General features: G+C 67.1%; 18 protein-coding genes and 6 pseudogenes. 8 read left to right on the plus strand and 16 right to left on the minus strand.

Annotated elements, in window-relative coordinates:
• Positions 1-89: 89 nt before the first annotated feature.
• Positions 90-692 (minus strand): hypothetical protein, encoded by a 603-nt coding sequence (locus tag ACZ4WS_RS46575; protein WP_467990113.1) that lies wholly within the window; start codon positions 690-692, stop codon positions 90-92.
• A 197-nt stretch (positions 693-889) separates the two neighbouring features.
• On the opposite strand from ACZ4WS_RS46575, the gene ACZ4WS_RS46580 reads away from it, so the two are divergent.
• Positions 890-1,701 (plus strand): IS5 family transposase gene (locus ACZ4WS_RS46580; protein WP_467990160.1). Its coding sequence is split into 2 segments (ribosomal slippage): positions 890-1,235 and positions 1,235-1,701, totalling 813 coding nucleotides; the frame shifts between segments, so codons are not numbered across the junction.
• Here ACZ4WS_RS46580 and ACZ4WS_RS46585 read toward each other — a convergent pair.
• Positions 1,698-2,108 (minus strand): Imm10 family immunity protein, encoded by a 411-nt coding sequence (locus ACZ4WS_RS46585; RefSeq protein WP_467990114.1) that lies wholly within the window; start codon positions 2,106-2,108, stop codon positions 1,698-1,700. The genes ACZ4WS_RS46580 and ACZ4WS_RS46585 overlap by 4 nt on opposite strands.
• 130 nt (positions 2,109-2,238) lie before the next feature.
• Between ACZ4WS_RS46585 and ACZ4WS_RS46590 the strand changes: the two are divergent.
• Positions 2,239-2,756, plus strand: a pseudogene (locus ACZ4WS_RS46590) (winged helix-turn-helix domain-containing protein); the annotation flags it as partial.
• Positions 2,757-3,378: 622 nt separating this feature from the next.
• Here the strand turns inward: ACZ4WS_RS46590 and ACZ4WS_RS46595 are convergent.
• The 6 genes and pseudogenes from ACZ4WS_RS46595 to ACZ4WS_RS46620 all read right to left on the minus strand — a co-directional run.
• Positions 3,379-3,693, minus strand: a pseudogene (locus ACZ4WS_RS46595) (alpha/beta hydrolase); the annotation flags it as partial.
• A gap of 48 nt (positions 3,694-3,741) precedes the next feature.
• Positions 3,742-3,909: pseudogene (locus tag ACZ4WS_RS46600) on the minus strand (IS5/IS1182 family transposase); the annotation flags it as partial.
• Positions 3,910-4,148: 239 nt separating this feature from the next.
• Positions 4,149-4,523, minus strand: coding sequence for a DUF6300 family protein (locus tag ACZ4WS_RS46605; RefSeq protein WP_467990116.1), 375 nt, complete (start codon positions 4,521-4,523; stop codon positions 4,149-4,151).
• Positions 4,520-8,116, minus strand: a complete 3,597-nt coding sequence (dnaE, locus tag ACZ4WS_RS46610; RefSeq protein WP_467990118.1) for a DNA polymerase III subunit alpha — start codon at positions 8,114-8,116, stop codon at positions 4,520-4,522. The genes ACZ4WS_RS46605 and dnaE overlap by 4 nt, the downstream gene beginning before the upstream one ends.
• Before the next feature lie 410 nt (positions 8,117-8,526).
• Positions 8,527-9,270 (minus strand): IclR family transcriptional regulator, encoded by a 744-nt coding sequence (locus tag ACZ4WS_RS46615; protein ID WP_467990121.1) that lies wholly within the window; start codon positions 9,268-9,270, stop codon positions 8,527-8,529.
• Positions 9,267-10,754 (minus strand): APC family permease, encoded by a 1,488-nt coding sequence (locus ACZ4WS_RS46620; protein WP_467990123.1) that lies wholly within the window; start codon positions 10,752-10,754, stop codon positions 9,267-9,269. Before ACZ4WS_RS46620 ends, ACZ4WS_RS46615 begins: the two co-directional genes overlap by 4 nt.
• Positions 10,755-10,975: 221 nt before the next feature.
• On the opposite strand from ACZ4WS_RS46620, the gene ACZ4WS_RS46625 reads away from it, so the two are divergent.
• The 3 genes from ACZ4WS_RS46625 to ACZ4WS_RS46635 are packed head-to-tail and all read left to right on the plus strand — an operon-like array spanning position 10,976 to position 15,027.
• The gene (locus tag ACZ4WS_RS46625) at positions 10,976-12,418 is read left to right on the plus strand and encodes an APC family permease (protein ID WP_467990125.1); all 1,443 of its coding nucleotides are present in this window, start codon (positions 10,976-10,978) and stop codon (positions 12,416-12,418) included.
• A gap of 57 nt (positions 12,419-12,475) precedes the next feature.
• Positions 12,476-14,455 carry a primary-amine oxidase gene (locus tag ACZ4WS_RS46630; protein ID WP_467990127.1) on the plus strand — a complete coding sequence of 660 codons (1,980 nt, stop codon included), beginning with the start codon at positions 12,476-12,478 and terminating at the stop codon, positions 14,453-14,455.
• A 5-nt stretch (positions 14,456-14,460) separates the two neighbouring features.
• Entirely contained in the window at positions 14,461-15,027 is a 567-nt protein-coding gene (locus tag ACZ4WS_RS46635) for a hypothetical protein (RefSeq protein WP_467990129.1), read from the plus strand.
• 729 nt (positions 15,028-15,756) lie between these two features.
• Here the strand turns inward: ACZ4WS_RS46635 and ACZ4WS_RS46640 are convergent.
• On the minus strand, positions 15,757-15,933 hold the full coding sequence (locus ACZ4WS_RS46640; RefSeq protein ID WP_467990131.1) for a hypothetical protein: 177 nt from the start codon (positions 15,931-15,933) through the stop codon (positions 15,757-15,759).
• 82 nt (positions 15,934-16,015) lie between these two features.
• Here ACZ4WS_RS46640 and ACZ4WS_RS46645 point away from each other — a divergent pair.
• From ACZ4WS_RS46645 to ACZ4WS_RS46655, 3 genes and pseudogenes are all read left to right on the plus strand, one after another.
• Positions 16,016-16,264, plus strand: a pseudogene (locus tag ACZ4WS_RS46645) (carbohydrate-binding protein); the annotation flags it as partial.
• Positions 16,265-16,430: 166 nt separating this feature from the next.
• On the plus strand, positions 16,431-16,859 hold the full coding sequence (locus ACZ4WS_RS46650; protein WP_467990133.1) for a DUF6177 family protein: 429 nt from the start codon (positions 16,431-16,433) through the stop codon (positions 16,857-16,859).
• An 11-nt stretch (positions 16,860-16,870) separates the two neighbouring features.
• Positions 16,871-17,098 carry a BlaI/MecI/CopY family transcriptional regulator gene (locus tag ACZ4WS_RS46655; protein ID WP_467990135.1) on the plus strand — a complete coding sequence of 76 codons (228 nt, stop codon included), beginning with the start codon at positions 16,871-16,873 and terminating at the stop codon, positions 17,096-17,098.
• Between the two features lie 138 nt (positions 17,099-17,236).
• Here ACZ4WS_RS46655 and ACZ4WS_RS46660 read toward each other — a convergent pair whose 3' ends face one another.
• From ACZ4WS_RS46660 to ACZ4WS_RS46690, 7 genes and pseudogenes are all read right to left on the minus strand, one after another.
• On the minus strand, positions 17,237-19,441 hold the full coding sequence (locus ACZ4WS_RS46660; protein ID WP_467990137.1) for a GmrSD restriction endonuclease domain-containing protein: 2,205 nt from the start codon (positions 19,439-19,441) through the stop codon (positions 17,237-17,239).
• 358 nt (positions 19,442-19,799) lie between these two features.
• Positions 19,800-21,239: an NF041680 family putative transposase gene (locus ACZ4WS_RS46665; RefSeq protein WP_467990139.1), complete on the minus strand. Its 1,440-nt coding sequence runs from the start codon at positions 21,237-21,239 to the stop codon at positions 19,800-19,802.
• A gap of 255 nt (positions 21,240-21,494) precedes the next feature.
• Entirely contained in the window at positions 21,495-22,067 is a 573-nt protein-coding gene (locus tag ACZ4WS_RS46670; RefSeq protein WP_467990141.1) for a transposase, read from the minus strand.
• A 2-nt stretch (positions 22,068-22,069) separates the two neighbouring features.
• The gene (locus tag ACZ4WS_RS46675) at positions 22,070-22,375 is read right to left on the minus strand and encodes a hypothetical protein (protein ID WP_467990143.1); all 306 of its coding nucleotides are present in this window, start codon (positions 22,373-22,375) and stop codon (positions 22,070-22,072) included.
• Positions 22,376-22,485: 110 nt separating this feature from the next.
• A complete protein-coding gene (locus ACZ4WS_RS46680; protein ID WP_467990145.1) occupies positions 22,486-22,872 on the minus strand; it encodes an ankyrin repeat domain-containing protein in 387 nt (128 codons plus the stop codon).
• Between the two features lie 83 nt (positions 22,873-22,955).
• Positions 22,956-23,174, minus strand: a pseudogene (locus ACZ4WS_RS46685) (deaminase domain-containing protein); the annotation flags it as partial.
• A 97-nt stretch (positions 23,175-23,271) separates the two neighbouring features.
• Positions 23,272-24,364, minus strand: a pseudogene (locus ACZ4WS_RS46690) (IS630 family transposase).
• Positions 24,365-24,539: the final 175 nt, after the last annotated feature.

Genomic DNA, 24,539 nt, shown 5'->3' on the forward strand with positions numbered 1-24,539 from the left:
GTCGCAATCCACACCGAACCCGGAAGGCCCTCACTCGTTCAAGATCACCCAGCCGTGATCACTGTCACCAACCTCCGTGGACAGAACACCTAGCCATCTGCGCAGGCACCGAAGTCGAGCCAGCCGAGCTTGAGTTCGGGCCAGTCCGACACCCCGTAGAAGTCGGTCTCCTCATGGCTCACAGAGACCCCGCCGCCGTACTGCCGACCGATATAGCGGGAAACGGTGCCATCCCCGCCTGACTGGAAGACCTGGAGCTCGGCGCGGCCGTCGTGATTGGTGTCGGTGGCCCGCACCCCGTACACGAACGTCGAGTGCTTCATACGGATGGTGCCGGTCCGGTCACTGCTCAGGTCGCGGGCGAGAGGCCCGTAGTGCACCTCATGCACCACCATGTTGTCCTGCGGAGTGTCGCCCTCGTCGCGCTGACTGTAGAAGAGGGCCAGATCGAGGTACCCGTCGCCGTCGAAGTCGCCGAAGGTTCCCCGTGTCTCCATGTCCTCCTTCGATGCGCCTCCCAGCTTCTGCCAAAACCCGCGGGCACCGCCAACGCTGACAGTGGTGCGGTGATCGTCTCTCTGGAAGACCACTGAGCTGGTGCCGTCGCCGTATTGGTCGTGGATCTCGTCCAGTTGTCCGTCCGCGTCTACGTCGGCGCGCAGGGTGTTGCTGTCGACGGCGCATATGGCCATGGGTGCATGGTCGCCTGGTTTGGGCCCGGTGCCCAACAGAAGCCATATGCCTCCGGCGATCACGACGAGACCAGCTCCGGTAGCCGTGGCGAGCCGCCGCCGACGTGTCCGCTGTCGCGGCAGCGACGAGAACACGCCCCCAGACGTGGATTGCTTCGGAGCAGCAGAGAAAGGCATGCCAGAACCCTAAGACGGATCTGGTTGAGTGGCTGGTGCCGGACGAGTTATGGGTGTTCTTCCGGCGGGTAGTGCCGGCGACAGAGGTGAAGCGCCCGCAGGGCGGCGGCAAGCGACGGTCGGGTGACCGCGAGGCGCTGGCGGCGATCATCTTCGTGGCCACCTCGGGTTGCACGTGGCGGCAGCTCCCGCCGATGTTCGGACCGGCCTGGCCCACGGTCTACCGGCGCTTCGCCCAGTGGAGCCGGGCCCGGGTGTGGGCGAAGCTCCATCGCGTCGTCCTGGATGAACTCGGTACCAGAGGCGAGCTGGACTGGTCGCGGTGCGCGATCGACTCCGTCAGCGTCCGGGCGGCAAAAGGGGGCCACTGACCGGACCGAATCCGACCGACCGCGGCAAACCGGGATCGAAAAACCACCTGATCACGGACCGCAACGGGCAGCCCCTGTCGCTGGACGTCTCCGGCGCCAACCTGCACGACAGCCAGGGCTTTGAACCGCTCGTGCGCGGCATTCCTCCCATCCGTTCGCGCTGCGGCCCCCGTCGCCGACGGCCAGCGAAGCTGCACGCCGACAAGGGCTACGACTACGACCACCTGCACCGATGGCTCCGCAAGCGCGGAATCGCCCACCGCATCGCCCGCAAGGGCATCGAGTCCTCGCAGCGGCTGGGCCGCCACCGCTGGGTCGTAGAGCGAACAGTGTCGTGGCTGGCAGGCTGCTGGCGCCTGCACCGCCGCTACGAACGCAAGCCCGAGCACTTCCTGGCCTTCGTCGGCATCGCCGCGGCCCTCATCTGCCACCGTCGGCTGACGACGCAGAAGCACGCCTAGAGATCGACACGTCGGGGACGGGCATTCTCGCGCCCGAACGCCAGCAACTGCACAAGCACCTCCCGCAACCGCTCGATGTCCTCTTCAGAAGCATCGAGCAGTGCCTCGATCTGCGCGTTCTCCAACTCCAAGTCATCCAAGGCAGCAGGGTCCAGCGACACAGTGAGCAGGTTGTCCGACAAGGCCACCTCGCGGACACATCCATAGGCCGTGCTCTGGTCTTGAGTCACCAGGCAGTACGTGTCGAGGCCGAGCGACACGTTCTGACGAGACGGTTCGCCGATGTTGCTCATGAACAGGAGAAAGAAGCCCTCGCCGTCGTCGTCCTCCGCGACACCCGCCCGCATGACGTCGTTGGCGCGGTCGACTTCTGCAGCTACCGCACGAGCTATGAATCTGTAAGTCATGCCTGGGTTTTAGCAGGAGCACCGAGCGCGACCGCAGCCGGGAGGACCACCAACAGAAACGGTGTCTACTGATCTTTTCGGGTTGCCTTCGGATGGTGACGTTGGGTGATCTCTGCGGTATGCCGGTGTTATGCGGTATGCGGACGGCGGGGGCCTGACGGCTAAGCGGCGGGCTGCGCGTGAAGGGATCCGGCTGGAGGCCGGGCAGAGATTCGTACGAGGTGACACGACCTCGGACATCGCCAAAGACCTGCGGGTGAGCGAGCGTTCGGTGGAGCAATGGCGCCGCAACTGGCGTGAGGGCGGCATGGAGGGTCTGAAGTCGAAGGGACCAGCGAAACTGCCGAAGCTGTCGGACGAACGGTTCGCCCTGCTGGAAAAGGAGCTCGCCAAAGGTCCGGCCGCGCATGGCTGGGAAGACCAGCGGTGGACACTGGAACGCGTCAGAACACTCATCGGCCGCCAGTTCCAGATCAGCTGCTCCATCGCGGGAGTATGGCGGCTGCTGCACCGCCATGGCTGGTCCTGGCAGAGCCCGGCTCGACGCGCGCTGGAACGTGACGAACACGCGGTCGAGCTCTGGAAGAAGGACGTGTGGCCGCAGGTGGAAGGACCGCGGCGGCGCTCGGGGCGTGGATCGTCTTCGAGTTGGCCCGTGAGGCGCTGTGTTTCGTGTGGAGGTGAGAGACCTTCACCGCCGACCTGTCGTAGCAGGGGGGTGGAGCTGAGGGCAGCCTGATCCGGGTGATGCCGGGGAGGGCGGGAGCGGCCCTGACAAAGCCGGGACGTGCCAGTACTGCCAGATGGTGCGGGTCCGGCGAGCGGGACGGAGAGGAGTACGCGAGGAACCGGCGTCTTTACGTCTCTTAACGACTACACCGGCTCGAACCTGGTGGATCTGGCCCGGAAGCGGTGCGCACTCACCGCCGTTGGCGGTGGGGAACTCTGTGGCCGGTATTTCGAAGCCGTCCGGGAGGCCACGAGGAAGGACTACGGCGTACTCGTGGCGATGCCGCAGGGACACAGTCGGGCTCCTACTTCGACAAGCGAATTGTCGGCGACGGCTGAAAAGTGGCTCAGTAAAGATTTCCGTGAAGCCGATCATGAGTCTTCTGTGGTCGTGACTCTGTGTTGTCGTCGGTCTGCGGCCACGAGGAGGACGCGCTTGCGGAGCAGGGGGTGTCCTGCCCGGCCCGCCATCTGCCGCTTCAGCAGCTTGATGTCTGTCACCCGGCCCTCGACGCAGCCGGAACTCCACTCTGAGGTGCCGGGCGAAGGCGTCGAACAGCGCCAACCCTGACTCGCGCGGGATGTGCTCGTCGTCCCACTGGAGCATGAATGCGATCGGGATGGTGATCTGCTTTGCCGCCTCGGCCAGGGCATCGGGCCAGTGGAGACCGAAGACCGCGGCGGTGATCCTGGGTTCGATCGCGGTCAGCGGCACTCCGATCGCGGTGCCCATGTTCAGGCCGAAGTAGCCGACCAGTCCTTCGGCGCCGATCTCCGGCAGTTCCTGGAGGGCGTCCAGAGTCGCCTGCCACTCCGGCACGGCGCGCTCCGCCAGGTGGGCGTTGTAGCGGATCAGCCCGCCCAACCCTTTTCCCTGCCACGTGATCAGAACTCCGGACAGGCTCTAATGATCTTCGGGTTGGTGTGGGTAGCGATGCTTACTGACCGGTCGGCTCGTCTGTCTGGCAAGGGCGATGTTGTACATGCGGGCGATGCCGAGCATGGCGTGGCGGACGCGACCGAGTTTCAGTCGGCAGTCGCGGAGGATCTTCCGCCCCTTCATGCGGGCGAAGGGCAGCACGAACTACACCCAACTGGGTTCCACAACGATGCGCTCCCGCCGGCGGGGCTGACCGGGCCGGGCGGCGAGCAAGGCGGCCCCGACCGGTGACGCCAGTTCCCCTTCCGGTCGGTTCCCGAACGCCGTCAAGACGTAGCGATTCCTGCTGTCACAACGAAAGTCGGCAACTGGACAACGGTCCCCGTTCTGTCTCGCCTCACAGGTCAAGCTGCCCGTCAGCGAGCACATTTCTAGAGCTCGCCGCCTCGCCAGAGCCGCTCCTGCTCGTTGAGGAGTTCCTCATCGACGGCGGTGTTCCGGCGGTTTTCGCGCCACACCTCGGCGAGCGGCCCGAAGATACCGAGTTTGTCGGCGGGGAGGGAACCATCCTCTTCATAGAGGGCGACCAGGGGTTCGGCGGCCGAGTCATCGCGGTCGCAGACTCGGCACAGCACGGCTTCTCTGAAGCCGCTGACGGTGCCGCCCTTGTTGTTGCGCCAGCTGTGGGGATAGTGGGCCAGCAGTATTGTCGGCTGGCTGCAGTTGGGGCAGGGTGGTGTTTGTTCGACGTTGAGGACGATCTCTTCTAAGTCGTGCGGCTCGCGTGTACTGGCTTCCTCGCTCACGCCACCCCTTGCCACGCTTCCGGGCCAAAGGATCCCTTGATGTCTGAGGCGATGGTAGCGGCGTTCACCAGCGAGGGAAGCTGGTAGACGATGGTTTTCTGCGGGCCGCGCACGGCAAGTTGAACGGGATTCTGGCCGGGGTGGGCACCCATGATGCGTTTGAGTTCGTTGATGCACAGCTCGTTGATGCGGTGATAGGGCAGCCGGAGCTGGACGGGGGCTGCGCCGTCGCGTTCGGCGGAGGTCACGTCGAGGACCTGCAGTTCCTGCCCGAAGATGCTGATGGCGCCGTCGCGGTCGTTGACGCGGCCTTGCACGGTGATGACGCTGTCCTCCACCAGGGCGGCGGCGACCATCTGGTAGGTGGCGGGGAAGAAGAGGACCTCGATCGTTCCGTCACGGTCGGCGAGGTTGACGATGGCCCAGGCGTTGCCTTGTTTGGTCATCTTGGGCTGGACGCTGGTGATCAGGCCGGAGAGGCGGACCACGCCTTCGGTGCGCCCTGAGGCCAGCAGGTCCACGATGGTGGTGTCGCGGTTGTTGGACAGGATGTGCTCGGTGCCGTCCAGCGGGTGCGCGGAGACGTACATGCCGAGCATCTCGCGTTCGATGGACAGCAGTTGTTTGCGGGGCCATTCGTCGTCGCTAATCTGCACGTCCAGGCTGAAGCCGTCGTCGTCGCCGGCTGCATCGCCGAGGCCGGCGAAGAGATCGTCCTGTCCGTAGGCGGCTGCCTTCTTGAGCGGGACGACTGCGTCGATGGCGCTCTCGTGGGCGGCGGACAGTCCCTTGCGGGTGTGTCCGAGGGAGTCGAAGGCGCCGGATCTGATGAGGGATTCCACGGCCCGCTTGTTCAGCGCGGGCAGGTCGACCTTGTCGAGGAAGTCGGAGAACGAAGTGAACTTCCCCTTGGACTTGCGGGCCGCGATGATCGATTCGATGACGTTGTCGCCCACGTTGCGCACTGACAGCAGTCCGAAGCGGACGTCGTCGCCCACGGCCGCGAACTCGGCGAGCGACTCGTTCGCATCCGGCGCGAGGACGGTGACGCCGAGCTTGCGGGCATCGGCGAGGTAGATGCCGGCCTTGTCCTTGTCGTCACCGACAGAGGTGAGCAGGGCCGCCATGTACTCGGCCGGGTAGTTGGCCTTGAGGTAGGCGGTCCAGTAGGAGACGAGTCCGTAGCCGGCGGTGTGGGACTTGTTGAACGCGTAGCCGGAGAACGGGAGCATGACGTCCCAGATCGCCTTGATGGACTCTTCCGAGTAGGCGTTGTCGGTCATGCCGTCGTGGAACTTCTGCCACTCGGCGGCCAGCACCTCGGGCTTCTTCTTGCCCATCGCGCGGCGCAGCATGTCGGCGCCACCGAGCGTGTAGCCGGCCAAGGTCCGGGCGATGGCCATGATCTGCTCTTGGAAGATGAGCAGGTGGTGGGTGGAGCCCAGGATCGGGTCCAGGACTTCCTTCAGCTCGGGGTGGATCGGGTCCGGGTCCTGCTTGCCGTTCTGCCGCAGCGCGTAGTTGGTGTGCGCGTTGGCGGCCATCGGGCCGGGCCGGTACAGGGCGAGGGCGGCCGCGATGTCTTCGAAGCGGGAGGGCTCCATCAGCTTCAGCAGCGCGCGCATGCCGCCGCCGTCGAGCTGGAACACGCCGAACGTGTCGCCGCGGCCCAGGAGTTCGAAGGTCTTCTTGTCATCCAGCGGGATCACGGTGACGCTGGTGTCGCCGTTGCCCGGGTCGACGGTGGCCAGCTTGACGCCGCGGTTCTCGCGGATGTTCGTCAGCGCGTGGTCGATCACGCCCAGGTTGCGCAGGCCCAGGAAGTCCATCTTGACCAGCCCCATGTTTTCGCAGCTGGGGTAGTCAAAGCCGGTGATTTTGACGCCGTCCTTGGCGCGCATGTGCAGCGGGATGCGCTCGGTCAGCTTCGTCTTGGACAGGATGACCGCGGCCGCGTGCACACCGGTGCCGCGGGTCAGGCCTTCGACACCCTTGGCGGTGTCGATGACCTTCTTCACCTCCGGCTCGTTCTCGTACATCGTCCGGATTTCGCCGGCCTCGCCGTAGCGCGGGTGCGCGGAGTCGAAGATGCCGTCCAGCGGGATCGACTTGCCCATGATGTCCGGCGGGAGCGACTTGGTGATGCGCTCGCCGTGCTGGAAGGGGTAGCCGAGGATGCGGGACGAATCCTTGATCGCGTTCTTGGCTTTGATCTTGCCGAAGGTGTTGACCATGGCGGTGTACTCGTCGCCGTACTTCTCGGTGACATAGCGGACCATGGCGTCGCGCTGGCGGTCGTCGAAGTCGAGGTCGACATCCGGCGGGTTGATGCGCTCAGGGTTCAAAAAGCGTTCGAAGAGCAGGCCGTGCTCGAGCGGGCACAGCTCGGTGATCCGGGTCGCGTACGCGACGATCGAGCCGGTGGCCGACCCGCGGCCGGGCCCGACCGGGATGCCGTTGTCGCGGGCGTGGCGGCAGATGTCGGCGACCACGAGGAAGTAGGAGGAGAAGCCCATGGGGCCGATGACCGTCATCTCGGTCTCGAAGCGCTCCATGACCTCGGCCGGGATCGGGTCGCCGTAGCGCATGGCCAGGCCCTTGAGGCATTCCTTGCGCAGCCAGGACTCCTGCGTCTCCCCCTCCGGCACGTCCGGGTACTGCGGCATCTCGTCGACGTTCTCGAAGACGGAGTCGTAGGACTCGATGCGCTCGGCGATCAGGAGGGTGTTGTCGCAGGCCTCTGGCAGCTCCGCAAACAGCTCCCGCATCTCGGCGGCGGTCTTGAGGTAATAGCCGCTGCCCTGGAACCGGAACCGCTTGGGGTCGTCCTTGTTCTTGCCCACCCCGATGCACAGCAGGTTGTCGTGCGCATCGGACTGGTCCTCATGCACATAGTGCGCGTCGTTCGTGGCCAGCAGCGGAATGTTCAGGTCCTTGGCCAGCCGCAACAGCCCGTCGCGGACGTCCTTCTCGATGGACAGCCCATGGTCCATCAGCTCCAGGAAGTAACTCTCCTTGCCGAAGATGTCCTGGTAGGCGGCAGCGACTTCACGGGCCTCGTCGTACTGGTTCAGCCGCAGCCGCGTCTGGATCGCCCCGGACGGGCAGCCCGTCGTGGCGATGATGCCGCCTGCGTGCTCGCTGATCAGTTCCATGTCCATCCGCGGCTTGCCCGCGGGGAACTGGCCGGTGTAGCTGGCCTCGGTCGACAGGTAGAAGAGGTTCTTCAGACCCTGGACGTTCTGCGCCCACATCGTCATGTGCGTGAACCGGCCACCGCCGGAGACGTCCTTCGAGCCCTCACCGTCGTCCGACATGGCCCGCTGGCCGCCCGGACCCCAGAACTCCTGCTTGCGGTTCCGGCGCGAGGACGGCGCGACGTAGGCCTCGATCCCGATGATCGGCTTGACGCCGTCGACCCCCTTGGACACCTGATGGAACTCGTAGGCACCGAACATGTTGCCGTGGTCGCTCATGGCGACGGCCCGCATGCCCTGACGCTCGACTTCGGCGAACATCGGCTTGAGCTTCTGCGCGCCGTCGAGCATCGAATATTCGGTGTGATTGTGCAGGTGAACAAAGGAATCCGTCACCGGGAGGGCACCTCCGAGCAGTCGCGGGAAGGACTTCACCCTAGCCACCAAACGAAGATCAGATCCGGCCCTGAGACGACCTCAAAACCGTCTCGGCCAAGCCCTTACCGGGTGACCTCGCACTCTCACAGAACGAAGTCGAAACGGCTCCTCGGCGTGGCGGCCTCGTCGCGTGTCGACGGCGATCTTCAGGAGCCCGAGACAGCCCGGAATGCCTCACCCGGTGAACGTTGCGGGGATGCCGCCAGGTCACACAAGGACCTGAGCAGTCACGGTGCGATGAGCCCTCCTGGTCGCAGTCCCCGCCACGGGCGAGGCCAGCCCTCGCCCGGCAGAGCCGCCGACGTCGCCTCGATCTGCGCGAACCGTTCGCGCCACCGGGAATTGCGGTGGGCTCCACTGCCCTCGGCTCAGACCACCAAGGATGTCAGCTCCCTCGCGCATTGCCGCAGTCGGTCGACCAGGTCAGTGCCCGGATCGCCGAGCCGCTCGGGAGTGCCGCAGACGGCGAGGGCCGCGGCCAGGCGGCCCGTGGCGGCGCTGTGGACGGGCACGGCCAGGCAGGCATGGTGCGGATCGAGTTCGCACCGCTGCTCGGCGATGCCTTCGGCGCGGACACGCTCGAGTTCGGCGGCGAGGGATGCAGGCGTGGTGAGGGTGTGCCTCGTCAGCGCGGGCAGGTGGGCGGGCAGTTCATGTCCTTCGGCGAGGAGCAGTTTGCCGAGGGCCGAGGCGTGTGGGTGGCGGGTGAGGACGCCGGCGTCGGTCGGCGGGTGATCCGGGTCCGGATCGGTGAAGTGGATGTGCCCGTCGGCGTATCCGGCCAGGTGGACCCCGAACCGTATATGTCCGCGCAGCCGGGAGACCACGGCATGCGCGGCCGCGGGCACCGCGGGGACCGGGCGCGGCCCCGCAAGGCCGACGACGTTGCGGCCCAGAGCGAAGCCTCGCAGATCGGGCATCCGTACGAGGTATTCTTCCTCGACCAGCAGATTGAGGAGCCGGTACGTCGTGGCGGATGCCAGCCGCAGTTCGGTGGAGATCTCCTTGGCGGTGACGCCCGGTCCGGCTGCTGCCACGTGTTGCAGTACGGCGAGCGTGTTCCGTATGGCGCGGGGCTGGCGCCCGCTCAGAGGCAGTGCATCACCGCTCACCGCGCCCGCCGGCTGTCCACCGGGTGCAGAACGTCCTGCGCGCTCGTCTCGTCGTACACCCCGATCGCCCCGACACGCTCAGGATCACGTCGGCGGGCCAGCAGGAACCAGGCCATTCCCGCACCCATCAGCAGCGCGAAGAGACCGGGCAGCAGGGCGTTGCCCGCGGACACGTTGAGCCGGGCGTGGGCGGCGAGGACGAGCAGCAGGAACGGCACACAGACCGCGGCCGCGGCCACCGGGGCCCGGGTGAGCTCGCCGATGCGGTGCAGGAACGCCGGTGCGGCCAGGCATACGAGAGCGTAGGCGGTGAGGAATCCGTAGGTGCACAGGCTCAGCAACAGGGTGAACACATTGGACAGTTCGAGACCGGTGGCGAGCAGGCCGAGCGGGACCAGCACCAGGATGGGCAGCACGAAGGAGACCGCGATGTGCGGCGTGCCGTGTGTGGGATGCGTCCTGCCCAGCCGGCGCGGTGTCATGCGTTCGCGGCCCATCGAGAACAACAGACGCACCAAGGCGGTGCCCGAGGCCACGGCGCAGGCGAAGAACGAGATGGCGATGCCGAGGTCGAGCAGGATAGGCAGCCGCACCGCGGAATGGCGGTCGGGGAACTCGCCCAGCGGGGACAGGACACCGTTACTTCCTGCCGCCAGCACTTGGGTGTAGGTCGCCAGCAGATACAGGCCGGCGGAGCACACGACGGTCCACCGCACGGCCCGTCCCACGACGAGAAACGGCCGACGTGCCTCCGCGCCCAGCACTGTGGCGCTCTCGAAGCCGATGAACGCGCCGAACGCGGGCAGTGCGCCCGCCACGACCGAGGCGAGCGCCGCCGGACTCGCATCGGGTGGAGTCAGCTGACGCATGTCGGGGTGTGGGCCCTGGCGTACGAGGAGCACGGCGAAGAATGCCAGGGCCAGGACGATCGACGCGGCCTCCAGGCACAGAGCGAGGCCCGCGGACAGCCGCACTCCCCTGACGAGGAGGTACGCGGTGAGTATGCCGACCGTCAGCAGTGCGAGGGCGACCAGTAGTTCGGGTGGACCGGCCGTCATGCCCAGCCGCGCGAACAGCTGCTCTGCATACAGTCCGGCGCCGGTCAGAGCGCCCATGGCCAGCACGCCGTAGCCGATCAGCAAGGCGCATCCGCAGGCGAAGGCCGCGGCGGGGCCCAGGCCCTTGGCGGTGAAGCTGTAGAGGGCGCCTGGCGCGGCCATCCGGATCGAGAAGGTGCGTACGCACACGGAGACGAGCAGCGCCAGCAGCGCGGCGAGCGCCACCGACCACAGCGCGGAGGTGCCCGCATCCGCGGTGACCAGGGCGGGAGTGGCGGCCATCGCGGCGGCCGGGGCCACGGCCGAGACGGACTGGGCGAGCACCGGCAGCGGTCCGAGGGAGCGGCGGTCGAGGCCCTCGACGGGAGAGCGGCCGCGCAACACCGAGGGCGAAGAGGCCTGTGTCGCCGTGTTGGTGGCGCTCATCGCTGTCCTCCCGGTGCCGGTGGTGCCGACGGCACGGTAAAGGCGTCGTGTTTCCGGCATATGAGCTTCCCGTTGCGAGGGTGTGTTCCCGAACGGGAAAACCCGCGCGGAGCATTCCCGTTCGCTGTGCCGCGGTCCGTGACGGAGGTGTGACGGACCGGCAACGGGAGGCGTTGAGACTGCCGGGCAGGCCGACTCCCGCCGATCATCCAGGAGGCACCGTGAGCAGTACGGCGAGTTCACCCCGCGCAACCACCGGCGGAGACGATGCCGCCCGGCCCGGTCTGCGCGGCTCTCTCGGTACCGCTTCGATCGTGCTGATGGTCCTGGCGGCCGCCGCGCCACTGACCGTCGTGGGCGGCAGCGTGCCGCTGGGCATCGCCCTGGGCAATGGTTCCGCGTATCCCGCGGCGTTCGCCGTCTGCTGCGTGGTGCTGTTGCTGTTCGCGGTCGGTTTCTGTGCGATGGCGCGACACGTGCGTCAGGCGGGGGCGTTCTACGCGTACGTCGACAAGGGACTCGGCCGGCGCGCCGGTCTCGGTTCGGCGTTCCTCGCCCTGGTCACCTACACGGCGATCCAGGTGTCGGTGTACGGGTACATCGGTGTCGCCGTCGACGGCCTCGTCCAGTCCTACGGCGGGCCGCACATCCCCTGGTGGCTGTGGACCGGCGCCATGATCGCGCTGGTCGGTCTGCTCGGCTACCGGCATGTCGACCTCAGCGGCAAGGTACTCGGGGCCCTGTTGATCGGCGAGGTCGGCATCGTCCTCGTACTGGACATGGCGGTCGTGGCCACCGGCGGTGACCACGGGCTGTCCACCGCCCTCGTCACCCCGTCCCGGCTCACCTCCGGATCGCCGGGCCTCGCGGTCACCTTCGCCATCGCCGCGTTCATCGGCTTCGAGGCCACAGCGGTCTTCCGCAGCGAGGCCCGCGACCCTGACCGGACCATTCCTCGCGCCACCTATCTGGCCCTCGCGCTCGTCGGAGGCTTCTACACCCTCTCCAGCTGGGCCCTGGTGTCCGCCTGGGGCGATGAGCAGGCGGTGGCCGCCGCCGGCCGCGACCCGGAGGGCATGCTGACGGCGACCGTGAGCCGCTACCTCGGGCCGTTCGCCGAACACCTCGCCCAGGCCTTGTTCGTGACAAGCCTCTTCGCCTGCGTGCTCTCCTTCCACCACGTCATCGCCCGCTATCTGCACTCACTCGCCGGGCGTGAGGCGCTGCCCGCGCGGCTCGGCCGCGCCCACCCGCGCCATCACTCGCCGTACGCGGCGTCCCTGACGCAGACCGTGAGCGCAGCCGCGCTGATCGCCGTGTTCACCCTCGCCGGGATGGATCCCATCACCGAGATCTTCACGTGGATGGCGGGCGTGGCCACCGCGGGTGTCGATGTCCTGATGCTGCTCACGTGCGTCGCAGTGCTGGTGTTCTTCCGCCGCACGGGCAGCGACACCCGCCCCTGGCACACCCGGTGGGCGCCCGCCCTCGGCGGCCTGGGCCTGGCCGTGCTGCTGACCTTGACGGTCCTCAACTTCCCGCTGCTGATCGGCGGTTCCACTGCCCTCGCCGCCGTACTGCTCGGCGTGCCGGCCGCGGCCTTCGTACTCGGTGTCGTACGGGAACGCCGGCGCCGCGCCGGCGAGGTTCCCGTCCCCGCCTGAACCGACAGCCCTTTCTCTCTGACGACCCGCACATCCTGAGATCCTGGAGCACTCCCCATGACCGTGACCGACACCGCTGCCGCCACCGGCCTCACCGTGCCGCCGACCGCGCACCCCCTCGCGATGCTCACCGCCGACGAGATACGCGCCGCCCGCGCCGTCCTGGACGCGGCCGGGCACCTCGGGCCAGACGTGCGTTTCGTCTCCCTGGTTCCCGAGGAACCGGCCAAGGCCGAACTGCTCGCCTTCACGCCCGGCGGCCCCGTGGACCGGCGGGTGCGGATCCTGCTCCTGGACCGGGCGAACGGCGCCTCGTACGACACGATCGTCTCCGTCACCCGCGGCACTCTGGACCACTTCGAGAAGATCGACACCACGGCGTCCGGCCAACTCCCGATCCTGGACGAGGAGTTCGAGACCGTTCAGGAGATCGTCGATGCCGACCACGCCTGGCGGGAGGCGCTGGCCCGCCGGGGACTGGACGCCTCGACCGTACGGGCCGTCCCGCTCTCCGCCGGCCACTACGGCTACGAGGGCGAGGCAGGCCGCCGTATCGTCCGCAGCTTCGGATTCCACCAGGACCACGAGCAGGACCACCCCTGGGCCCACCCGGTCGACGGTCTGGTCGCGTATGTCGACCTGACCGCACGCACTGTCGTACAGGTCATCGACGACGAACTGGTCCCCGTGCCCAAGGAGCCCGGCAACTTCCAGGACCCCACGTACACCGGACCGGCCCGCACCACCCTCAAGCCCATCGAGATCACCCAGCCCGAGGGAGTCAGCTTCACCGTCGAGGACGGGGTCGTCAGCTGGGAGAACTGGACCCTGCGGCTCGGCTTCAACGTCCGCGAGGGTCTGACGCTCCACCAGATCAGCTTTCACGACCGCGCAAAGGGCCGCGACCGGTCCGTCGTGCACCGTGCCTCGATCGCGGAAATGGTCGTCCCGTACGCCGATCCGTCTCCGGTGCGCTTCTGGCAGAACTACTTCGACCAGGGCGAGTACCTCTTCGGCCGCTACACCAACTCCCTGGAACTGGGCTGCGACTGCCTCGGCGAGATCCACTACACGGACGTCGTCGTCGCCGACGAGCACGGTGAGCCGCGGACCATCCGCAACGCGATCTGCATGCACGAGGAGGACTACGGCGTGCTGTGGAAGCACTCCGACCTCTTCGCGGGCTCGAACGAGACCCGCCGCCAGCGCCGCCTGGTGATCTCGTTCTTCACCACCGTCGGCAACTACGACTACGGCTTCTACTGGTACCTCTACCTGGACGGCACCATCGAGTGCGAATCCAAGGCCACCGGAATCGTCTTCACCTCCGGATATCCGGAGCAGGGGCGGGAGTTCGCGACCGAGATCGCCCCCGGCCTGGGCGCGCCCTTCCACCAGCACCTCTTCTCCGCCCGGCTCGACATGGCCGTCGACGGGCAGTCCAATGCCGTCGAAGAGATCGATGCCGTACGCGTGCCCGTGAGCGACAAGAACCCGCACGGCAACGCTTTCGGGCGGCAGGTCACCCGCCTGCGCAGCGAGCAGGAGGCACAGCGGCAGGCCGACGGCAGCCGGGGCAGGGTCTGGCACGTCGTCAATCCGGAGGTCAGCAACCGGCTCGGTCAGCCGGTCGGTTACGCCCTCGTCCCCGAGGGACTGCCGACGCTGCTCGCCGACGACTCGGCGTCCGTCACCTCCCGAGCGGCCTTCGCCACCCGTCACCTGTGGGTCACCCGGCATGCCGACGACGAGCGCTACCCGGCGGGCGATCTGGTCAACCAGCACCCGGGCGGCGCGGGGCTGCCCGCCTGGACGGCCGCCGACCGGAGCATCGACGGCGAGGACATCGTGCTGTGGCACACCTTCGGTCTCACCCACTTCCCACGCCCCGAGGACTGGCCGGTCATGCCGGTCGACTACACGGGCTTCGCCCTCAAGCCTGTCGGCTTCTTCGACCGCAACCCGACCCTCGATGTGCCGCGCAGCAGCAACGGTGGGCACTGCCACGGCGGTGAGCAGGCACCGTCGTGCCACTGACGCACATGGCGACGCACGACGGGACGGCGCACATCGTGCTGATGACGGCCATGGCCGTGCTCGGTGCGGGCTGCGCCCTGGCCGCGCTCTGGTCCGCTCGGAGCCGGGCGTCCGTCCGCTGCTGGCTGCCTCATCTGGTGATGGGGGTCGTCATGGCCGTGGCCTGTCTGCCGGGCACCAGCGCCGTCGTGCCCTGGACGGGCGCGGCGATGCTGGCCACGAGCGCGGTGTGGTCGGGGTGGCCGGCAAGCGGTCCGGCCACCGCCCAGCCCACCGCAGGCCCGTCCGGCGCCCGCTGGTACACGTGCGCCGACTTGGTCGCCTGCGCGGTGCTCCTCGCGCTGACCGCCTGGCCCGCAGCCGCGGGCGAGGCGGGCCACACCGCTGTGCCGGCACAGGCCGCGGCCGTCACCGTCGCTGTCACGCTGGCCTGGGCGGGCGCCCGCACAGCTCTGTTCGCGGGCATTTTGCCGCCTCGCGCGGCAGGGCGCGCCGGGCTGGGGACGCGGCTCGCCCGGCTGGGCAGTCCTGTCATGGTGCCGCTGATGGGGGTGATGGTGCTGACGGCCTGACCGGTCTCGTTCGGGACGAGCTCGCTGACAGGTCCTTAGGGCCTGTCAGCGAGCGCCGAATCCATTTCACCGCCCTGCGCCGGCCGCCGACGCGAGGACCCCTGGCCGGCCGCGCAAGCCGAACGCCATCTGACCTTCCTGGCCCGGCCCCCTCCGCCACGGCACTGCATCGGCCCGGGGCGATCACCGACCTTCGGCGAACGCGCACCCCGGGATCGTGGGCTTTGTCGGCGTACTGCCCGCTCGCCAGACCGGGGAAGTCGACCCTGCGCGGCCGGGGCCGCAGGAAGGTGTTGTTCGGCAGGAACTACCCCATGATCACCCCCGGACAGGCGTTGAAACACCTCGGCGAGCTGGGCCGGGACGAGGAGGCCACCGAGCTGTTCCTGTCCGGCAACGCACGACGGGTCTTCAGCCTCTGACCGGGTGTGTCAACTTAACGGTCAGTACCGTGTCGGCGGCCCAGCCGCCCGTCTTCCGCAACAGCAAGGACCACAGCCACCGCGGTCACGTGGACCAGAGTGACGGGCCCCTTCGTACAACTCGACGTCGCGCCGGATGCGGGGGCGGAGGCGGTGTTCGAGGTCGGCCGGGACGCCCTGGCCTCGCTGGGCCGGGACCTGGACCGGGTGGTGAGCCGGGAGTGGTGGCGGTGGGGACGGGGCCCGCGTCGGACCGTACGCACGAGGCATCACGGGCTCCCCTCCTGCGCCGGCCCCGACGCCCGCGTCATCGCCTGCGTCCGCGCACCGACCAGCCGGTTCCCACGCCGGCCATGTGAAGGGCCAGCACGGTGAGCCCGAGCAGCATCACGTTGGTGGAGGTGAAGGTGTCGTTGGTCGAGATGTCGGCCGCGTTGATCAGAAAGGCGATGAAGAACAGGGCCGCAGAGATGATCGCCAGCATGATGCCCGCCCCTTCCGGTGAGTAAGGTCGTCGTCCCGTGTGGACTCCGAGTACCCCCAACTCGCCCGGAACCACGGGCACCAAGTACTCGGTGACGTTCGCCGGAGCCACCCCGCCCTCGTCCACTCCAACCCCCACCCCCACCCCCACCCCCACCCCGACGTCAACGTCGACGTCCGGGTGCAAGGCGGCATGGAATTCGGCCTCGGTCTACGTCCAGGGTGACGAGGTCTCGTACAACCAGCACAACTGGAAGGCCAAGTGGTGGACTCAGAACGAGACACCCAGCGCCGTCGAGTGGGGCCCCTGGCAGGACGAGGGCGCCTGCTGACAGGCTCGCAGGCCCCGGCCGTCGTCTCGCCGGGGCCCGCAGGTCCGTGGGTTCAGCACTGTGGGATCTGGGACTTCCATGAGCCGGGGCCGCCGGTGTCGAGGTACCAGTCGTTGACGTAGCCGTCGCCGATGCCGTTGTCGGCGCGCATCCAGTAACGGTAGCCGTGGCCGTCCGCGTCCGCGCACCCCAGCCCACCTGGCTGATCGCCGTCGGTCACCCCGACCGCCCGGCCATCGCCACCATCCGCATCACCCGCACCCCCGCCGGAGTCGAGGAGGACATCACCCTGACCTTCGGCTACGCCCAGAACGAAACCCCACCCCTCGACACCATCGAGACCCTCGCGGAAACCCTGGCCGCCGAGCACGGCCTCACCACCCTGTTCACCTCACTCCGGCCCGCCCGCCGCGACCTGACGATCCCCCCACACTTCGAAACCCCGCCCATCCCCGTCTCGTTCACTCTGGGCTCCGAAGAGGTGAGGGCCATCGACCTCGCGCAGGCTCTTCACCCGCCCCTCGACCTCACCCCCACCCAACTCGGCCCGGCAGCCCAACCTGCCCAGCCACCAAGCCGACCCTCGTCGACCTGATCCGCGGCCACTTGGAGCAGCAGAACGAGCCGCGCTCCGCCGCCGAAATCTGCTCTACGCTCACGCAGGCCCACCCCGACCGCAGCATCAAGACAACCGTCGTGCGCACCACCCTCGAAGGGCTGGTCGCCAAGAGCCACGCACACCGCGCCAAGCAGGGCTCATCCGTCTTCTACACCGCTGCGGCCGCCTCGGAGCCTGTTGCGGCCGAGCCGCAGCAGGAGGCAGCAGCCAACTGAGCATCCGCAGGAGTCTGTCCTGCATGCCATCACACGTGGACGACCGGCGCCGGAACTGGCAACTGCTGTCCCGACCACCCGGCAGCTCTCGGATCGACGGGCTCAAACTCCTCTACGCGGGGCGCCTCTTGGCGGTAGTCAGGGTGCCTCCGGGAAAGCGAGGCCAGCACGCCGGGATCCGAGGAGGCGGCCGTCCTGTTGGGCTTGAGTCCGCAGGTCGCGCAGAGATATGCGCGACTCCGCTCCAGACGTGACGTGCCACAAAGCCATTCCGGCGCAGCGGCGGGTTCCGCAGACGATTCGGCCGGCTTCATCCGCACTGGCATAGCGGTCGCCGGAAGGCAGAGTGATGTAGCCGGCTGCGTCGACCGTTGCAGTGTGACGACGGCCCCGGTGTTCCGCGTCGAGTTCAGTGCCGGGTGGGAGGACGCCAGCGCGCATCATGCGTGCGAGGTGGGTCTGCAGCGGCTGGGGAGGCGGAGGTGCCATATCCGTGTCTGCAGTGTGCTGTTGCGGTGCACGGAAGCCGAGCCGCTGGGGGTCCCAAACGCGGGTGCAGAGGAGGCGGTAGAGCTCGCCACGGATCTCGACGACCTGGCGCATGGTCTCTTTGCCGAACTCGCGGAAGTACGGTTCGATCCCGTGACGCGCGATGAAGCCTTTGAGCGCCGGGTGGTTCTTGCGGTAGCCGGGAGCAAGGATGGCCGCTAGGACGTTCTGGCGGGCATAGAGGGTTCGTTTGGCCTCCAGAGGCATGTCGTTGTAGCTGGCGTTGTCGGGTTGCCGCAGTAGGACCAGGACTCCGAGGCGGGCGCGCCAGGCGCGGAAGGTGACCTCGTCGGGTGTCTCGTGTGTGTACCGTTCGGGGTGGTTGGCGTACAGGTGCTCGATCTGCCAGGTGCGTTCGCGACTCAGGTAGTCGGCGATCACGGGGGGTTCGCCAAGTTCTGTTTCCACGTAGTCGGTCAGCCGTGCCAGGAGGTAGCGGACCTGGGCTTTGTTGTTGCCGCGCATGCCGAACGTGGTCACCGTCACGAAGGAGGAGTCGGGCAAGAGCGGGGACAGCAGCGCGGCCACATCGTTGGCGGTGGCGCAGTCCCGTAGGAGTGGGATGAGCCGGTGGATGTCCCGGTGGAAGTCCTTGGCGTGGACGGGCTCGTCTCTCAGAGCGCGGTCGACGTAGAGGCGGTCGAGGTAATTGGCGGCCAGGGCGGCTTTGGCCTTGGCTTGGGTGTCGGTGTCGTGGGGCTGGATCGGGGCCAGGACGAGCGCCATCTGATTGGTCAGGCCGTTGATCTCGTTATAGAAGAGGGCGGCCAGTCCGTGTTGGGGGTGCGGCTGCTTGCTGGCGTGCAGGAAGGTGCGGTGATGTGTGGCGAGACGGATGAGATCGTCGACGAAGCGGAAGTAGTCGTCTGACTCGTGCAGGCCAATGCGCGCACGGTTCTTGCGGACCCAGATGTTCAAGGCGGTGTCGATGTCTTCGCTGTCGGCCGTCTCATCCTCGCCGACTGCGGCGTAGCGGGCCAGGAGGGCAGCTTTAAGGAAGCGGCGGGGGGCGTCGCTGTCGCCGTTCACCGCGGTGAGTTCGGCCAGCATGCGCCGCCAGGCGTCATTGAGCTTTTCCTCGTCCCGCCGGACATTGGAGAGGAGGAAGCTTTTGACCAAGTCAACGGGTGTGAGACGGGCTCCGCGGTCGTTCATCGACTCGAAAATGCGGAACCCGCTGTCGCGGCTGGGCGCCCGGATGCCGACCATGACGACCTTCGACAGCAGCCAGTCCACGAAGGCCCGGCAGCGCTCCTCCCCCAGGTCCTCAAGAAGGTCGCCGATCTGCTGACTGCGGTCGTGCAAGTTGCGCAACGACAGCGAGGCGCCAGCCGGCAGTTCGTAGGGACGTTCCCAGTAGAGGGCCTCAAGAGCGTCCTGACGCTCGTCGATGTCGAGGCGGAACTGCGGCCGGTTGCCGCGGCCGAAGTCGGTGATCACTCGGTCGAGCTTGCTGACCACGTCCTGCAGCCCCCAGCCGCGCGCTGCCTGCAGCAGGTGCAGGAAGAGCAAGTGCAGCGTGGTAAAGCGCTGTTGCCCGTCGACGAGGAACCGCACCCGGCGGGCCTGTTGGACGTAGACGAAGGGGCCGAGGAAGAAGACCTCGGCGTCGCGGCGGTGCAGGCCCCCTTCGCGGGACAGCCGGGCGAACGCCTCGAAGAGGTCGTTCACCAGCGTACGCACATCCTCGGCGGACCATGCGTACTCCCGTTGGTAGTACTCAATGTAGTAAGTGGCTTCCCCGAACAGGCTCTTCAGATCGAATGTGCCGCCCTCGACGGATCCGGCCCCCATGCCCACCCCGCATTTCACCGATGCCCGGCGGCCCTGGCAGGCCGACCTCCGCAGTCTTCACTCAGCGTAGGCACGTGCCTTGCTGACGTGAACCTGGTGCATGCCCTCATCTGGCTCCTGTGACACGGTCGCCTGTTCCGCCGATACGGCGCACACGCCACCGGCTGGAAGCGAAAGGGGCATCCTGTCTGATGGAGGCCCCCGTCCGGGGACTCAGCGTCTTTCAAAGCGGCGCATCGCCGCAGCCCGGCGGTCGCCGTGCGGCAGTGCATCCGGGCGGCCGGGCGGGGGCAAATGTGACTGATTCCCAATCGTGTTCGTCAAGCCGCCGGAGGGCTGGACACGTTGAGCTTGATCCTTAACGTTTGGCCTGGTCTCGTTCGTGGAGGGTGCTGGGTCGTTTGACGGTTTTTCCCACGTCGTGGTGGGTGGCGGGGTGCCGGTTCTTGGAGCCGGGTGGGCGTCCGGGGCCGGGTCGGCAGGGTTTGGGCACGCGGGCCGGGCAGGGCAAGTGAGGTCGGAGGTGTCGGAACCCGCGCCGGACGCGGGTCGGCGTGAGGACCGTGCCGGGGCGGGTGACCTTCTCCCAGGGCTTGCGCTGGTCGGTGGCGAGCGGGGCGGCGAGGCGGAGTTGGGTGTGGGCAGTGATGATGAGCCAGGTCCAGCGGTCCGCCGCCTGTGGGTCACGCAGCCGGGGCCGGGTCCAGCCGAGCGTCTGCTTGAACAGGCGGAATGTGTGCTCCAAGTCGAATCTTCGCAGGTAGCACGACCAGACGAAGTCGACATCATCCGGGCTGGCCCCGGTGGCGGAGGACCACAGCCACACCGGTGGCGCGTCGCGGTCGCCCGGCAGGTGATCGACCTTGAGACGGATCAACGTGCCCTCGATGATGGGGAGTTCGCTGTCGTGGTCGATCCAGGCGGAGCGTTGTTGGAGTTCCGGGTGGAGCCGGTCCCATGCCCGGGCTTCGGCCTTGCCGTAGCGGGGTGTCTCGTTCACCGTCACGAGCGGCGGCTCGGGCCAGGTCTCCGGCTTCGCGAGGCGGAACTCCTTGCCGTGCTTGGGCGGTCGGCCGCCCTTGGGCTGGTGGACGCGGGGCGGGGCCGGGAGTCGCAGGTTACGGTCCGAGCGCAGGCGGCCGGCCAGTTCGACCGGCAGGTCCCGCAGCAGCCAGGCCAGGCGCATCACGTCGTAGCCGGCGTCCATCACGATCAGTATGTCCCGGTCGCCGGGCTGCCACTGGCCGGCGGTGATGAGGCGTTCGGTCACCTGCCGGAGCTGGCCGGCCGTGACGGCCGCGGCGTCGTCGGCGGGCCCGAGCCGGACGGCGTCCAGCACGGCGGTCCACGAGGTGCGGTCCGGTGTCAGCGCGGCGACGAAGGAGTACGGCCAGCCCGGGATGATCTGCGCGGCCGCGCGGGAACGGCCGTGGACGTGACAGAACAACCGCTCCGGCGAGCACGCGGCGTCCGAGCGCAGCCACGGGGAGACATCGACGGTGAGCACGATCCGCCCGTTGAAACGCGGCAACGGCATCGACACCAGGAGATCCCGTAGCCGGTCCACGTCCAGGCGGCCACGGTTCAAGGCCCCGTACAACGAGCCGTATCCGCGCTGGTGCTCGGCGACCAGCGACAACTCGACCGGTGTCCGCACCGGCCCGTCCGCACACAGCAGCGCGTCGGCCAGCTCGAAGAAGGCATCTGCCCGCGCGGACAGACACCCGTAGAAGGCCGTCCGAAAGCGTGACAGTTCCGCGAACACGTCCCGTTCGCCGACCGGCGCCAGCACACTCATCCTCACGGCCTTCCTGGTGAACTCCTGGATCTCGTCGCAGAGTTCAGGATCACGAGGAAGGCCGCCCGCATACCCTGCGATCACTCCAAAGAGTGACCACGCGACCGAGCCCGAGGTTAAGGAACAAGTTGAGAAGCTGTGTCACATCTCCTTTTCGCAGGTCACGGGGGCGTGAAGGATGGTGGTGATCCCGTTTGCCGTTCGGTTGGGCGTCGATGGTCGTGGTTCCGAACGGCAGCGGCAGCGTGTTGGCCTTCAGGCGGTTGCGAGGGTGACCATCGACGCCTTGGTCTGGCGGCGGGGGTGGGCCAGGCGGCGGGACATGAGGGTGATGAAGGCCCATTGGATGTGGGCTTCGGCGTGGGACATCAGGCGTTCGTAGTCCCTTGCGTTGCGCCGGGCCCGCATTGTCCATGAGTTGCTCCGTTCCACCACCCACCTCTTCGGCAACAGTACGAAGCCCTTGGCGTCCTTGGGGCGGCGGACGACCTTGATCGTGATGCCCAGCGTGTCCTGGGCCCAGGTGCTGAACTCCTCGCCCCCGTAGCCGTTGTCCGCCCAGACCAGGACGATTTCAGGGTGTTCGGCGTGAAGGCGGGTCAGCAGGATGCGGGCCGCGTCGCGGTCCTGGACGTCGGCAGGAGTGACGAGCAGGTCGACGAGCAGGCCGTCCTGGTCAACAAGGAGATGCCGCTTCCGCCCATTTATATGCTTGTTCGCATCGTATCCTCGCGTCGCGTTCGACACGGTCCCCGCGCCTTTGACGGACTGGGAGTCCACGATCACCCGGACCGGCCAGGGACAGCGCAGGCACTCCGCGCTGGGCATGCTCAGCCCGGTGGAGTACGAACCCCGCACCCCGCCAGTAGCCTGAAACCAAGCAACTCGACTCCACCCAACTCGGGACAGTCCAGGCACACCCCGTAGTACGAGGCCATGGCAAGCGGTAGGCGCTCCGCTTGTACTGACTTCGCCAGCAGCATCGAATCACCTTCGAGTTCGACGGCATGCGCGAGCAGGGTCATACCGAAACAGATTTCGTTCGGGTCTGCCCCAGTGTCGAGGAGTGTGGCAATTTCCTCGTAGCCGTTCGCTTCAATCGCCTGATGTGCAGGCGTCCACGGCTCAACTGCCACCGCAAACTCCCTCACCATTTTTGGCGCACACCCATTTAACCTGCCATAACACTGGGAGCGGATCGCCAACGCGTCTGGTGATCCGCTCCCAGTGAAGAAATATGCTCTGCCTATCTAGGAGAGCTCCCTCCCGAGCCCGGCCCTCCTGAACAACTCACATCCGATATGTAGCTTTCACCTCGCGACAAGAAACGCCGCAAAAGATTCTTGGCCGGTTCGTGATTGTATTCCTCAGCAATTTCCAGGGGAGTCTGCCCGTCACGTGAAATCAAGGCGGGGTCTGCGCCATAGGCAAGCACAATCGCAGTAAGTGCGGAATGCAACCGATACCCGGACTGCAGCGTCGAATCACTTTCGAGTTCGATGGCATGCGCGAGCAGGGTCATCCCGAAGCAAACTTCGTTCGGATCAGCTCCGGCATCGAGAAGTGTAGCTAGTTCCTCATAGTCGTTGGTTTCAATAGCCTGATGCACAGGCGTCCACGGCTCGACTTCCACCACAACTCCCCAATTCTGTAGAAACGGGCAGTGGGGTGCCGACCAAGATCGGCACCCCACCTCACGCCCAACTACAATCTACCTCATTTTCCCGACGTATAGTTGATGCGGATGTTCGGAAATTCTTGCGCGAATTGCCCAATGACCGTCGTGCAGGAGAAGCAGGCTTGCTGAGTCGAATGCATGGTGAGACTTCCGCTAACATTCGACGGATCGCCGAGTTGGTTGGCAATGTACGTCAACATTTTATACTCGGTGTCCCTGTCACGCATGTTATTCCCGGTAGGAATCGTCTTGTAGCGAGCCGGATTGCTAGGCGTGCCAACGTCCGGTACGACGCCCTTACGATTCTTCTGCGCGCCACTGCTGCGGTTGAACTCGCAGTGGCGGGCTGGCCGATCATCCGGAGCTCATGATCAGTCCGGTCTCGGTGAGGCAGCCATCGATCAGTTCCTGGCGGTACTGGATCTTCTTGAGTTTGCGCTTCATGACGCGGGCCAGGTGGTCGAGGTTGGCGGCGGCGAAGTCGGCCAGGCCGCGCTTGACCAGCGACCAGAGGCCTTCCTGCGGGTTGAGCTCAGGAGCGTACGACGGCAACTGGAACACCGTCAGCCACTCCTCGTTCTCCACGAAGAACAGCGCGAGCTCGTCGACCAGGTGCACGTTGAGATTGCCCCAGACCCAGACCACGGGGCCTTGAGCTGGTTGTGCGCCACGACGATCAGGTCGCGGTAGTCCTGCCATCCGAAGCTCTTCGCCTCGCCCTTCTGTCCCCGGTACACGTGCAACCGATAGATCAGACGCGATCGTTCACCGCTCTTGTAGCAGACCAGTCCCGCCACGGAGACCCGTCCCCGGTTCGAGCCACGCACCCTCACCTGCGGTGTCTTGCCGCGCGGTGCCCACGTGTGCCCCTTTGGCGGCCTCAGTCCCTGTCCTGCCTCGTCCTCGAAGCAGATGTAGGCGTCCTGGGCCGCCGCGGTGGCTTTACCGTCTCCCACACCTCGCTCCGCCACCGCTCGACACTCGCGTCGTCCCGCTCCAGCGCCCGCCTCGCCGGCACCTGCGGGGACCACCCGTGCCGCCGCAGGAGCTTCCAGACCCCCTGCACCGTGTACTCCACCAGGAACAACCGGATGATCAGCGCACGGATCCGCACCAGCGTCCAGCCCTGCTCCTCGTCCCAGCCGTGCGCCAGGGTCCCGCGCTCCAACTCCCGCACGAGACACTCCCATTGAGCAGGGCTCAGAAGCTCCATGCACATCGGCCCCTTCGAACGCAGCGCCTCCGCCCCGCCCTCGCGCCACGTCCTGCGCCACTTCTCCACCTGACGCTCCCCGACCCGAAGCTCACGCGCGACGTCCCTGGTCTTCTCCCCACGCGCGAACCGCTCCGCGGCCTCCAGCCTCAGCTGTTCACGAACTGCCTGTTTCTTCGGCGTCAGCCCGCCGCCCTGCGCATACTCATAGCTCCGGCATACCGCAACGATCATGAAACGTCAGATCCCCACCCGCCACTGCGAGTTCAACCGCAGTGACCGACGTCAAGAACTGCGGATCACCATCCCCCACCCTCAGAACTCCCGCCAGTCCGGACCTGTTCTTGGTCCAGAGCTTCGTCGCGAGTGCCTCGTCGACTCCGGCCCTGGCCGCACGATTTCCGGCATA

The organism is Streptomyces sp. NPDC029292 (assembly GCF_055569295.1).

Coding starts and splice junctions, on each gene's coding strand:
- ACZ4WS_RS46575 (WP_467990113.1), bottom strand. CDS start 692: ATGGCCATATGCGCCGTCGACAGCAACACCCTGCGCGCCGACGTAGAC.
- ACZ4WS_RS46585 (WP_467990114.1), bottom strand. CDS start 2,108: ATGACTTACAGATTCATAGCTCGTGCGGTAGCTGCAGAAGTCGACCGC.
- ACZ4WS_RS46620 (WP_467990123.1), bottom strand. CDS start 10,754: ATGAGCGCCACCAACACGGCGACACAGGCCTCTTCGCCCTCGGTGTTG.
- ACZ4WS_RS46630 (WP_467990127.1), top strand. CDS start 12,476: ATGACCGTGACCGACACCGCTGCCGCCACCGGCCTCACCGTGCCGCCG.
- ACZ4WS_RS46635 (WP_467990129.1), top strand. CDS start 14,461: ATGGCGACGCACGACGGGACGGCGCACATCGTGCTGATGACGGCCATG.
- ACZ4WS_RS46640 (WP_467990131.1), bottom strand. CDS start 15,933: ATGCTGGCGATCATCTCTGCGGCCCTGTTCTTCATCGCCTTTCTGATC.
- ACZ4WS_RS46660 (WP_467990137.1), bottom strand. CDS start 19,441: ATGGGGGCCGGATCCGTCGAGGGCGGCACATTCGATCTGAAGAGCCTG.
- ACZ4WS_RS46665 (WP_467990139.1), bottom strand. CDS start 21,239: ATGAGTGTGCTGGCGCCGGTCGGCGAACGGGACGTGTTCGCGGAACTG.
- ACZ4WS_RS46670 (WP_467990141.1), bottom strand. CDS start 22,067: ATGCCCAGCGCGGAGTGCCTGCGCTGTCCCTGGCCGGTCCGGGTGATC.